General features: G+C 63.9%; 9 protein-coding genes. 5 read left to right on the top strand and 4 right to left on the bottom strand.

All coding sequences use genetic code 11. The features are described 5' to 3' along the window. Window positions 1-49: 49 nt before the first annotated feature. Window positions 50-958, bottom strand: coding sequence for a LysR family transcriptional regulator (locus C1A35_RS09220; protein WP_104664040.1), 909 nt, complete (start codon window positions 956-958; stop codon window positions 50-52). 120 nt (window positions 959-1078) lie between these two features. Between C1A35_RS09220 and C1A35_RS09215 the strand changes: the two genes are divergently transcribed. Next, window positions 1079-2071, top strand: a complete 993-nt coding sequence (locus C1A35_RS09215; protein WP_104664039.1) for an aldo/keto reductase — start codon at window positions 1079-1081, stop codon at window positions 2069-2071. A 59-nt stretch (window positions 2072-2130) separates the two neighbouring features. On the opposite strand, the gene ypfJ is transcribed toward C1A35_RS09215, so the two are convergent. Next, a complete protein-coding gene (ypfJ, locus tag C1A35_RS09210; RefSeq protein WP_104664038.1) occupies window positions 2131-3066 on the bottom strand; it encodes a KPN_02809 family neutral zinc metallopeptidase in 936 nt (311 codons plus the stop codon). Between the two features lie 521 nt (window positions 3067-3587). Here ypfJ and carB point away from each other — a divergent pair. Both carB and C1A35_RS09200 read left to right on the top strand, forming a co-directional pair. Beyond that, complete coding sequence (carB, locus tag C1A35_RS09205) at window positions 3588-7079, top strand: carbamoyl-phosphate synthase large subunit (protein WP_104664037.1); 3492 nt, start codon at window positions 3588-3590, stop codon at window positions 7077-7079. A gap of 135 nt (window positions 7080-7214) precedes the next feature. Continuing rightward, complete coding sequence (locus C1A35_RS09200; protein WP_199772896.1) at window positions 7215-7550, top strand: hypothetical protein; 336 nt, start codon at window positions 7215-7217, stop codon at window positions 7548-7550. A gap of 56 nt (window positions 7551-7606) precedes the next feature. On the opposite strand, the gene C1A35_RS09195 is transcribed toward C1A35_RS09200, so the two are convergent. Further along, window positions 7607-9100 (bottom strand): MFS transporter, encoded by a 1494-nt coding sequence (locus C1A35_RS09195; RefSeq protein WP_104664036.1) that lies wholly within the window; start codon window positions 9098-9100, stop codon window positions 7607-7609. Window positions 9101-9394: 294 nt separating this feature from the next. Here C1A35_RS09195 and greA point away from each other — a divergent pair, with 294 nt between their 5' ends. Then, complete coding sequence (gene greA, locus C1A35_RS09190) at window positions 9395-9871, top strand: transcription elongation factor GreA (RefSeq protein ID WP_104664035.1); 477 nt, start codon at window positions 9395-9397, stop codon at window positions 9869-9871. An 85-nt stretch (window positions 9872-9956) separates the two neighbouring features. Then, a complete protein-coding gene (locus C1A35_RS09185) occupies window positions 9957-11015 on the top strand; it encodes a glycosyltransferase family 4 protein (RefSeq protein ID WP_104664034.1) in 1059 nt (352 codons plus the stop codon). A gap of 43 nt (window positions 11016-11058) precedes the next feature. Here the strand turns inward: C1A35_RS09185 and C1A35_RS09180 are convergent, their stop codons facing one another. Then, window positions 11059-12081 (bottom strand): glycosyltransferase, encoded by a 1023-nt coding sequence (locus C1A35_RS09180; protein ID WP_104664358.1) that lies wholly within the window; start codon window positions 12079-12081, stop codon window positions 11059-11061. Window positions 12082-12083 lie beyond the last annotated feature (2 nt).

Raw genomic sequence — 12083 nt, 5'->3', positions numbered from 1 at the left:
TGGAACTATCGCTATGGTTGATGCGTCGGAGCGGCGTACAGCCCGCGTTTCACCTGTGATCCCGCCGCTGCTCGCGCTTCAGGAAATCGACGAAGGCGCGCAGCGCCGCCGGCATGTGCCGGCGGCTTGCGTAATAGAGAAACGGGCCGGAGAAACTCGTCGTCCAATCTTCAAGGATCGGCACCAGGGATCCTGCGGCGATCGCGGGGGCGACAAACTCCTCGAAGGTCCTGATGACGCCGAGGCCGTCGATCGCAGCGCCGAGTTCGAGATCAATCGTATTGGCGGTCACGACCGCCGGCGGCGCGATCGTAAGCGTCGCCTCACCCTCGCCGAACTCCCAGGGAAGCGAAAAGCCGCTGGCGAAGCGGTGGCGAATACAGGCGTGCCCAAGCAGATCATGCGGGTGGCCGGGCATGCCGCGCCTGGCGATATAATCCGGGGACGCGGCGGTGACGTAGCGCTGCCGGCCGGGCCCGATCGGGATTGCGATCATGTCCCGTTCGACGCGCTCCTCGTAGCGGACGCCGGCGTCGAAGCCGGCGGCCAGAACATCGACGAAGCCGTCTTCGGCCGTCACCTCCAGGGTGATTGCCGGGTGTTCGCGCAGGAACCAACCGACGATCGGTGGCAGTATTTCGCGGGCGACGATGGTCGGAACATTCAGCTTCAACGTTCCCGCCGGACTGTCACGCATCTCGTTGACCTGGTCGAGCGCACCGGCAATTTCGCCAAGTGCCGGCGTCAGCCGATCGAGCAGCCGCGTGCCGGCCTCCGTCAGGGTGACGCTGCGGGTCGTGCGGTTGAGCAGGCGGACCTGCAGCCTCGCCTCGAGGCGGCGAAGCGCCTCGCTCAGCGACGACGCGGAAACGCCGCGCTTCTTTGCAGCCGCACGGAAGCTGCGTGCCACTGCAACTGCGGTGAAGGCATCGAGATCGGCGAGTGGCAGGTCGTCCATTGTGCGGAATTTCGTACAAGTCGTTCGGTTCAGATCGGATTATCGCACGCAAGCCGGGGAAGTAAACAGAGGGCGGGCAAGCGACCGGCAGGTATTCGGCCTTGTCGAAGGAGAACGAAGATGGATTACGTTTCACTCGGAAAGACCGGCCCCTTGGTCTCGGCGCTCGGTCTCGGCTGCATGGGCATGTCGGGCATGTACGGCCCCGCGGACCGGGCCGAAAGCATCGCTACGATCCATGCAGCGCTGGATGCCGGCATCACGCTGCTCGATACCGGCGATTTCTATGGCATGGGCCACAACGAGATGCTGATCGGCGAAGCACTGAAGGGTGGCAAGCGTGACAGGGCATTGCTGAGCGTCAAGTTCGGCGCTCTGCGCGACCCGGCCGGCAACTGGTCGGGTTATGACAGCCGCCCAAAGGCCATCCGCAATTTCCTCGCCTACACGCTGCAGCGGCTCGGCGTCGATCACGTCGACATCTACCGGCCGGCACGGCTCGATCCGGATGTGCCGATCGAGGACACGGTCGGGGCGATCGCGGATCTGGTGAAGGCGGGATACGTCAGGCATGTCGGCCTCTCGGAAGTCGGGTCCGAGACCATCCGGCGTGCGGCAGCCGTGCATCCGATCGTGGATCTGCAGATCGAGTATTCGTTGATTTCGCGCGGCATCGAGGACGAGATCCTGCCGACCTGCCGCGAACTCGGCATCGGCATCACCGCCTACGGCGTCCTGTCACGCGGGCTGATCAGCGGCCATTGGCAGAAAGGGGCGGCCGGAAAAGGCGATTTCCGCGCCATGAGCCCGCGGTTCCAGGAGGGCAACATCGACCGCAACCTCGCCCTCGTCGAAGCGCTGCGGCAGATTGCCGAAGAAAAGGGCGTGTCGGTGGCGCAGATTGCGATCGCCTGGGTGGCGGCCAAGGGCAAGGACATCGTTCCGCTCGTCGGTGCGCGACGGCGCGATCGGCTGGCGGAAGCGCTGGCATCGCGCGACGTCCATCTCAGTGAAGGCGAAATGGCGACGATCGAAGCGGCAGTTCCGAAAGGTGCCGCTGCCGGCGCGCGCTACCCCGAGGCGCAGCTCGCCCATATGGACAGCGAACGCTGATCCACAAACGAAAGGGCCGGCAATTACGCCGGCCCTGATGATTTGTCGGGTTAAAGCGGTCAGACGGCGCCCGAGAACGTGTCGCAGGACGTCATCTTGCCGCTGTCGAAGCCGCGCTTGAACCAGCGCATGCGCTGTTCGGACGTGCCGTGGTTGAAGCTTTCCGGAACGACATAGCCCTGCATGCGCTTTTGCAGCGTGTCGTCGCCGATCTGGGTGGCAGCGTTGAGCGCCTCTTCAAGATCGCCCTGTTCGAGCAGGCCCTTCTGCTGGGTGTACTTGCCCCAGACGCCGGCGAAGCAATCGGCCTGCAACTCGACGCGCACCGACATCTGGTTGGCCTCGGCCTCGCTCATCGACTGGCGCATCTGGTTGAATTTCGGCAGGACGCCGATCAGGTTCTGGACGTGATGGCCGACTTCATGCGCGACCACATAGGCCTGGGCGAAATCGCCCGATGCATCGAACTTCTGCGCCAGTTCGTCAAAGAAGCTCATGTCGAGATAGACCTTGCGGTCGCCCGGGCAATAGAACGGCCCGGAGGCAGCCGAAGCGAAACCGCAGGCAGAACGCACCTGGCCGCGGAAGAGCACCATCTTCGGCTCTTCGTATTGCTGACCGCTCGCCTGGAAGATGCCGTTCCAGGTGTCTTCGGTTTCGGCGAGCACCGTCGCCATGAACTGCTTCATTTCCTCTTCCTGGGCGGAGCCGCGCGGCGCCGGAGACCCGTCGCTCTGTTCGAATCCCGGCATCTGCACCTGCCCGCCGCCGCCTTCCAGCACCTGCAGCATGTCGATGCCCATGGCCTTCAGGATGAAGTAGAGGACGACGAGGAAGATGATCGTGCCGAAGCTCATGCCGCCGCCGGCGCGCCGCATGCCTCCGCCACCGCTGGGCAGGCGGAAACCGCCGCCGCGCCCGAACGGGTTGCCACCCGGGCTCGCGCCGCGCTGGTCTTCGATATTGTCGGATTGGCGGCGGCCCTTCCATTCCATGATCTGTCCTCCCGGCCTCTGAAAGGCATTGTCGGTTTGCTCTTTTATAAGACGGCCCTAACGTCGTTGTAAAACGCAATCGCCAGCCTTAAGTTCGCGATCTCACCAATCTTTTTGCCGCAATGGACGGATTGCGAAGCGCTGGCGGAAACCAGGCCCCGCGCGATCGATCACGCGCCTGGAACAGTCGCGCCCGCCTAGACGCAACGACGGATCACCCTGCCGACGCGACAGGCGGACAGGCGCCTGTTTGCCGAAGCCGTCATGCAGTCGACGCGGCCCCTCATCCCCGGCCGCGCCTGTAGTTGGAAGCAATGTCGCGGTGCGCGCAAGCCTCGCGACGCGGCCAGAGGCGCGCAAATATGCCGGGTTCCTGTCGATTCCGGAATTTTCGGGGTTTCGCTTGCAGAAACATTTGCCTATAAGCCGCTTCTAGCCTGAAAAGACCCATCAATGCGTGCCCGGCCGGTGACCTCCCACCTCGGCCGGTTTTTCGCGCAGCTAGAAACGGATGATCGACCATGCCGAAGCGCCAAGATATCAAGTCCATTCTTATCATCGGCGCGGGGCCGATCGTCATCGGTCAGGCTTGCGAATTCGACTATTCCGGCACCCAGGCCTGTAAGGCGCTGAAGGAGGAAGGCTACCGGGTCATCCTCGTCAACTCCAACCCGGCAACGATCATGACCGACCCGGGCCTTGCCGACGCCACCTATGTCGAGCCGATCACCCCTGAGGTCGTCGCCAAGATCATCGCCAAGGAACGCCCGGACGCGCTGCTTCCGACCATGGGCGGCCAGACGGCGCTCAACACGGCCCTGTCGCTGCGCCGCATGGGCGTTCTCGACCGCTACAATGTCGAGATGATCGGCGCCAAGCCCGACGCCATCGACAAGGCCGAGGACCGCGCCCTCTTCCGCGAAGCCATGGCGAAGATCGGTCTCGAGACGCCGAAGTCGCGGCTCGCCAATGCCACCGACATCAAGGATCATGACCGCAAGGTGCACGAGGCCGAGCGCGCCGAACTGAAGAGCCGCCTCTCCGGTGCCGATCTCGACAAGGCCCTCGACGACCTCGAAAACCAGTGGAACCTCGGCGAAGGCGATCGCAAGCAGCGCTACATGAACCATGCGATGGCGATTGCAGCCCAGGCGCTCGACGATGTCGGCCTGCCCGCGATCATCCGCCCGTCCTTCACGCTCGGCGGTACCGGCGGCGGCATCGCCTACAACCGCACCGAATTCTTCGACATCGTCGGCAGCGGCCTCGACGCCTCGCCGACCACCGAAGTTCTGATCGAAGAATCGGTTCTCGGCTGGAAGGAATACGAGATGGAAGTGGTCCGCGACACCGCGGACAACTGCATCATCATCTGCTCGATCGAAAACATCGACCCGATGGGCGTGCATACGGGTGATTCGATCACCGTTGCTCCGGCGCTGACGCTGACGGACAAGGAATACCAGATCATGCGCAACGCCTCGATCGCGGTGCTGCGCGAGATCGGCGTCGAGACCGGTGGTTCGAACGTGCAGTTCGCCGTCAACCCGAAGGATGGCCGCCTCGTCGTCATCGAAATGAACCCGCGCGTGTCGCGTTCATCGGCGCTGGCCTCCAAGGCGACCGGCTTCCCGATCGCCAAGATCGCGGCGAAGCTCGCGATCGGCTACACGCTCGACGAGCTCGACAACGACATCACCGGCGGTGCGACGCCTGCGTCCTTCGAACCGTCAATCGACTATGTCGTCACCAAGATCCCGCGCTTTGCCTTTGAAAAGTTCCCGGGCGCCTCGCCGGTCCTGACGACCGCAATGAAGTCGGTCGGCGAAGTCATGGCGATCGGCCGTACTTTTGCCGAATCGCTGCAGAAGGCGCTGCGTGGCCTGGAAACCGGCCTTACCGGCCTCGATGAGATCGAAATCCCCGGCATGGACGAGAACGGCGACGGCCGCAACGCCATCCGCGCCGCGATCGGCACGCCGACGCCGGACCGCTTGCGCATGGTTGCACAGGCGCTGCGCCTCGGCATGAGCGAGGCGGATGTTCACGAGGCGAGCAAGATCGACCCGTGGTTCATCGCCCAGTTCAAGGCGATCGTCGACATGGAAGCGCGCATCCGCGAGCACGGTCTGCCACAGGATGCCGAGAACCTGCGCATGCTGAAGGCGATGGGCTTCTCCGACGCGCGTCTCGCCACGCTCGGCGGCAAGCGCCCGAAGGAAGTGGCCGAACTGCGCAATGCGCTGAACGTCCGCCCGGTCTACAAGCGCATCGACACCTGTGCTGCCGAATTCGCCTCGCCGACCGCCTATATGTACTCGACCTACGAGACCCCCTTCGTCGGCGCAGCCCGTTCCGAGGCCGAAGTCTCCGACCGCAAGAAGGTCGTCATCCTCGGCGGTGGCCCGAACCGCATCGGTCAGGGCATCGAGTTCGACTATTGCTGCTGCCATGCCGCCTTCGCGCTGAAGGATGCCGGATATGAAGCGATCATGATCAACTGCAACCCGGAGACGGTTTCCACCGACTACGACACCTCCGATCGCCTCTACTTTGAGCCGCTGACGGCCGAAGACGTGATCGAGATCATGCGTGCCGAGCAGGAAAAGGGCGAACTCGTCGGCGTCATCGTGCAGTTCGGTGGCCAGACGCCGCTGAAGCTCGCAGAAGCGCTGGAAAAGAACGGCATCCCGATCCTTGGCACCGCGCCCGACGCGATCGACCTTGCCGAAGACCGCGACCGCTTCCAGAAGCTTCTGATGAAGCTCGATCTCAACCAGCCGAACAACGGCATCGCCTATTCGGTCGAGCAGGCCCGCCTCGTCGCTGCCGAGATCGGCTTCCCGCTGGTCGTGCGCCCGTCCTACGTTCTCGGCGGCCGCGCCATGCAGATCATCCATTCGGAAAGCATGCTGCAGACCTACCTGCTCGACACCGTGCCGGAACTCGTTCCCGAGGACATCAAGCAGCGCTACCCGAACGACAAGACCGGCCAGATCAACACGCTGCTCGGCAAGAACCCGCTGCTCTTCGACAGCTACCTGACGAACGCCACGGAAGTGGACGTCGATTGCCTGTGCGACGGCAAGGACGTCTTCGTCTCGGGCATCATGGAGCACATCGAGGAAGCCGGCATTCACTCGGGCGACAGCGCCTGCTCGCTGCCGGTGCATACGCTCGACACGGCCATGGTCGATGAACTCGAACGCCAGACGGCAGCCCTTGCCAAGGCGCTCAATGTCGGCGGCCTGATGAACGTGCAGTTCGCGATCAAGGACGGCACAATCTACGTGCTCGAAGTCAACCCGCGTGCCTCACGTACCGTTCCCTTCGTCGCCAAGACCATCGGCGCGCCGATCGCCAAGATCGCCGCCCGCGTGATGACCGGTGAAGCGCTCGACGTGGCGATCGCCGCCTATGGCGAAAAGCCTGATCCGCGCAACCTCAAGCACATCGCCGTCAAGGAAGCGGTGTTCCCGTTCGCGCGTTTCCCGGGCGTCGACACGCTGCTCGGCCCGGAGATGCGCTCGACCGGTGAAGTCATCGGCCTCGACACTGACTATGCACTGGCCTTCGCCAAGTCGCAGCTCGGCGCCGGCGTCGACCTGCCGCGTGACGGAACGGTGTTCGTTTCGGTGCGCGACGAGGACAAGACCCGGGTGCTGCCGGCGATCCGCATTCTCGTCGACATCGGCTTCAAGGTCATGGCGACGGGCGGCACGGCCCGCTTCCTCGGTGAACACGGCATTGCCGCCACCAAGATCAACAAGGTCCAGGAAGGCCGTCCGCACGTCGAGGACGCGATCCGCAATCGTCATGTCCAGCTCGTGATCAACACGACCGACGGCAACAAGGCGATCTCGGACTCCAAGTCTCTGCGCCGCGCGACGCTAATGCAGAAGGTGCCCTACTACACCACCATGTCCGGTGCCGAAGCCGCCGCCCATGCGATCAAGGCGCTGAAGGCCGGCAGCCTCGAGGTGCGCCCGCTGCAGAGCTACTTCAAGGCCTAACGACAATTGCGGCGCGCGAAAACCTCGCGCGCCGCCTCTTGCCTCTTTCCCGGCGTGCGCTTCGACAGCCGGCGCCCTCCGCTGAACGCCGCATGAACGGCCGGTTCAGCCTGCGTTCCCCCAGCACATGTTTCTATGACCCTGCGCACAGAGAGAACGGCGACTTCGCCGGCGGGTGCGACATGGGGCAAGATCGTGCAACTCTATTTCTTTGATCTGCTGTGGGGCGACGAGCACTTCGTCGATGAAGACGGTATCAGCCATTTCGACGAAGGGTCGGCCCTCTATTACGGTCAGCGGATCGCGGACAAGATCGGTCGCGATGCCGACTACGGCTCGCTGAAGGTCCAGGTCCGCTCCAGCAACCGCAGGCTGCTGGCGACAATCGTGCCCTCCATCGGCCGGGGCGCCGAACAGCGCGCGCTGCTCGGCCGCCGCCACATTGGCGCGCCACTCCCCGCTGCGGCCTGAAAGCGGCGTCCCCGAGCAAAGCGCTCGAACCTCCCGCGCGCTTGCTCGCTCCGTGACTAGTCTCCCGCGAACGCCTGGGCAGCAATTCTGGCCCGATCATGCCGCGATCGGCGGGCCGCCAGCCGCACGGTTCTGAGGCCGAGATAGAGCGATGCCGTCGAGATCAGGCAAGCGACGACGAAGACTGTGAACAAGGCGCCACGCATCGTCGCGATGTCGGCATTTTCGTCGAACCCGCGAAGATTTGCGGTCAGTCCGCAGATCGCCGCACCGATCGCGTAGCCCGCCGATTGCAATGTCGGCAGAAATGCCGAGGTCTTGTCCCTTTCGCCGCGCGATGAGACGTCCATCATCAGCTGGCTGAGCGTTCCCCAGGATATGCCGAAGCCGGCCCCGACCGCGATCTGGCTCGGGAAGACCAGCCGGAAGTCGTCGATCGCGAAGGCGATCATCAGGCCGGCAAGCCCGAGGCTGAGAAGCGCAGGTCCCGTCGGGATCAGTTTCACGCGCAGATCGTGCGAGCGCAGGCTTGCAACGAGGATTGCGGTCAAACTCCAGGAGATCGCCATCAGCGCACCGGCAAAGCCGGCGGCGGTGGGGCTGAAGCTCCAGACATGTTGCAGGCCATAAATGAGATAGATCGAACCGGACGCCTGCGCGAGCGGCATCAGCAAGACGACCCAAAGGCCGGTGCCGAGTGGCTTGGTCAGTGCGAACGCTCCGGCGGGCAGGATCGAATGCTCCGCCCGCCGATCGGTGGCGACGGCCGCCCAGAGGATCGTCAGCGCTGTCGCCAGCGCGGCGGTCATCAGGGGAATGCTGCCCGCCGTGTTCGACACCGATATCAACAGGATTCCGGTGCCGACGACGGTCAAGCGCATGAGCGGAATTGGACGCGGCTTGACGGTCGTTGCCGCCTTGCGGGCCGGCACGATCGCCAGCACGAGGGCAACGAAGATGGCCGTTGCGGGGATGTTGACGGCGAAAGCAGCCCGCCACGACCAATGCTCCGTCAGGAAGCCGGACACCAGCGGCCCGCCGAAGGCGGCCGTGGCCCAGACGATCGCTTCCGCTCCGAAGACCTTCGGCACCAGCCGGGCAGGAAAGAGCTCCGGGATGAGCGCGTAGCAGATCGCGGCAATGATGCCCTCTCCGAACCCCTGGAACACGCGACCGGCGAGAACCTGCGGCATGCTGCCGGCGGCGGTCGCGATGATGGTGCCGACGACGAAGACGATGGCCGCAGCGATAAGCGTGGTGCGCGCGCCGAACCGCGCCTTGAGATTGGCGGCGACGGCGCCACCGAGAATGGCGAAGACGAGATAGAGCGTGACGGCCCAGGAAAGTATTGTGGCGCCGCCGATCTCTTCGACGGCCGTGGGCAGCGCCGTCGCGACGAAAAATTCGTTGAAGGCAAAGAGCGCGACCCCGAGACAGAGGGCCGCCGTCGTCGCAAGATAGTCCGGCCGCAGCAGTTCGCTCCAGCGGCCGTCCTCCTCAGGCGCGGTCTTGCTTTCGCTTGCCTTGGTGTCGTCCTTCGCCAGAACCATGCCTAACGTTCCCTCGTTGTCATCTTTCAGGAACACCTGTGTTACGACCTCAACCACGGTTGAGGTAAAGCCCTTTCTCCCGAGATTGCCAGCCGCGCGCCTCCTCCGCAAGTTGTAACCGCCTTGCAGGGTTCGGTGGACGATGGCGAAATATCTGGCTTTCGCGCTTCCGTTTCTGCTATAACGAAGGTTCGAAGTTTCGGACGGTTCCGGCGTTTGCTCGCCGGAGACCGTTTTCTTTTGCGTTGGCGCCGCCCAAAGGGCGGCGCCTCGTGCTTGATGAAGGACATTGAAATGGTCGAAAAAGTGCCGATGACACAGGGCGGATTCGTCAACCTGCAGGAGGAGCTGCGCTGGCGCCAGCAGGAAGAACGACCGCGAATCATCGAGGCGATTGCCGAAGCCCGTGCACATGGCGACCTGTCGGAAAATGCCGAGTACCACGCTGCCAAGGAAGCGCAGAGCCACAATGAGGGCCGGATCACCGAGCTCGAAGACTTGATCGCCCGCGCGGAAGTCATTGATCTCACGAAGATGTCCGGTTCGAAGATCAAGTTCGGCGCCAAGGTCAAGCTCGTCGACGAAGATACCGAAGAGGAAAAGACCTACCAGATCGTCGGCGACCAGGAAGCCGACGTGAAGGCTGGCCGCATCTCGATCTCGTCGCCGATCGCGCGCGCGCTGATCGGCAAGGAAGTCGGCGATTCCATCGAAGTGAACGCCCCTGGCGGTTCCAAGGCCTACGAAATTCTCGCCGTCAACTGGGGCTGATCAGCCCCGGCCGGGGCGAAGCCTGCCTTCGCCCCGTTTCTCCTTTTCAAAAGACGATCGTTGCTCGCGCAAGGAGTGCGCTGTCGTGGCCGATATCCGGAACGTCGAGGTCATCGCTCCCAATTTCAAGCGCCGCCTCTCGGGCGTGACGTCCACCATCATCCAGTTGATTCCGATCCAGCGCGCGCTCGGCGAAAAAATCGCCGTGCTCGGTCCGGGCCTGCCGGACACCCTGCCCTCGATCCGCTTCCGCGACCTTTGGCACCTGTGGAACGCGCCGGATGGTCGGCCATGCCGTGTCTGGCATGCGCGCCGCAATGTCGAGATGCTGCCGGCGATCGTGCTGCGCGATCTGATCGGCATGAAGCTGAAGATCGTCTTCACCTCCGCATCGCAGCGCCGCCATACCGGCTGGAGCAAGTTCCTGATTTCCAGGATGGATGCGGTGATCGCGACCAGCGGCAAGACCGCCGCATATCTTGAGGTACCGAACACCGTCATCCTGCACGGTATCGACACCAAGCGCTTCCAGCCGCCGGCCGATACAGCGGCGGCCAAGGCCGCACTCGGGCTCGACCCTACCCAAAAATACGTCGGCTGCTTCGGACGGGTCCGCAAGCAGAAGGGTACCGACCTCTTCGTCGACAGCATGATCGCGCTTCTGCCATGCCGGCCGGGCTGGAGCGCCATCGTTGCCGGTCGCGCGACCGGCCCGCATGTGGCGTTCGAGAACGAACTGAAGGAGCGGGTCGCCAAGGCCGGCCTGACGGATCGCATCCGCTTCGTCGGCGAACACACCAATATTCCGGACTGGTACCGCGGGCTCGACCTCTTCATCGCGCCGCAGCGCTGGGAGGGCTTTGGCCTGACGCCGCTCGAGGCGATGGCAACGGGCGTGCCGGTTGTCGCGACCGATGTCGGCGCATTTTCGGAACTGGTCGTCGTCGGCGAGCAGGAAACCGGAACGATCATCGCCGCCAACGACCTGCAGGCCATGGTCGAGGCGACGGCCGGCTTCATGGACGATGATCGTCGCCGGGCAATTGCCGGCGCCAACGGCCTGGGACTGACCTGCGCATCGTTTGCGATCGAGGGCGAAGCTCGCGCCATCAACGCCGTCTATGAACGCCTGATGCGCTCTTGACCGGCTGCCATTAAGCCATGGCAGCCGCAGGTTCGAGCTCGCCTCAGCGCTTCGAGGCGAAAAGCTTGAGGTAGGCGTCGGTAATTGCCTGCTTGGAGAACTGGCTCATCAGCGTCTCGTGGCCGCGTTCGGCAAGACGTTCCCCCAGCGACGCGTCGCCGGCGATGCGGTCGATCGCCTGGGCGAAGCCGTCGGCGTCGCCGATATCCACCAGCAAGCCGTTCTCGCCGTCGCGCATGAACCATTGCGGCCCTTCCGAACGGCTGGAAACCACCGGCGTCCCTTGGGCCCAGGCCTCGAGAACGACGTTGCCGAGCGGCTCATGGCTCGAGGCCATGACGAAAATGTCCGAGGCGGCGAGGAAAGGCCGCGTATCCTTCTGCCAGCCGGCAAAACGCACGCGCTTGGCCACGCCGAGATCGGCTGCGAGCTTCTCCAGGTTTGCGCGTTCCTCGCCGTCGCCAACCAGCCAGAGATAGGCGTCCGGCACCTTGGCGATCGCCTGGATCAAGGTGTGAAAGCCCTTGCGCGGAACGAAGCGTCCCATCGACATGACGACCGGCGCGTTCTCAGGGGTGTCGAGCGTGGCACGGCTGATCGGCGCGACCCGTTCGGTTCCCGTAAAATTCGAGATGACTTCGACATCGCGGGTCCAGCCGATCTTGCGCACATGCTCGGCAATGCCGGGCGTGTTGCAGACAAGGCAATCGGTGTTGCGGAAATAGTCGAGGCGCAGCGGATAATCGCCAAGACGCGAGATCTTGATGCAGCCCTTGTAGTTCGGCAGCAGCCGGCTCGCGCGCGGCATCCACGCGAAAAGCGCGTCCGGCTTTTCGCGGCGCGCCATGCTGCTGACTTTCATCGGCAGGAGGATCCGGTCGAGCGACAGGTTGCGGAAATTGCTTTCGATGATGCGCGTCGCGCCCTCGATGTCCTTCTTCCAGATGCGGCCGTGGCGGATGACGGAGGTCTGCTCGACGCCGCGCTCGCCGAGCGCGTTGACAAGATGGACGAAGAAGCGCTCTGCGCCGCCGTCCTTGCCGAAGTGAAAATGCATGACTTTCATGG

The organism is Ensifer adhaerens (assembly GCF_002940685.1).
Classification (GTDB): Bacteria; Pseudomonadota; Alphaproteobacteria; order Rhizobiales; family Rhizobiaceae; genus Ensifer; species Ensifer adhaerens_E.
The sequence above is the reverse complement of the archived record's forward strand: the minus strand, read 5'-3'. Positions and strand labels throughout refer to the sequence as shown.

Coding starts and splice junctions, on each gene's coding strand:
- C1A35_RS09220 (WP_104664040.1), bottom strand. CDS start 958: ATGGACGACCTGCCACTCGCCGATCTCGATGCCTTCACCGCAGTTGCA.
- C1A35_RS09215 (WP_104664039.1), top strand. CDS start 1,079: ATGGATTACGTTTCACTCGGAAAGACCGGCCCCTTGGTCTCGGCGCTC.
- ypfJ (WP_104664038.1), bottom strand. CDS start 3,066: ATGGAATGGAAGGGCCGCCGCCAATCCGACAATATCGAAGACCAGCGC.
- carB (WP_104664037.1), top strand. CDS start 3,588: ATGCCGAAGCGCCAAGATATCAAGTCCATTCTTATCATCGGCGCGGGG.
- C1A35_RS09200 (WP_199772896.1), top strand. CDS start 7,215: ATGACCCTGCGCACAGAGAGAACGGCGACTTCGCCGGCGGGTGCGACA.
- C1A35_RS09195 (WP_104664036.1), bottom strand. CDS start 9,100: ATGGTTCTGGCGAAGGACGACACCAAGGCAAGCGAAAGCAAGACCGCG.
- greA (WP_104664035.1), top strand. CDS start 9,395: ATGGTCGAAAAAGTGCCGATGACACAGGGCGGATTCGTCAACCTGCAG.
- C1A35_RS09180 (WP_104664358.1), bottom strand. CDS start 12,081: ATGAAAGTCATGCATTTTCACTTCGGCAAGGACGGCGGCGCAGAGCGC.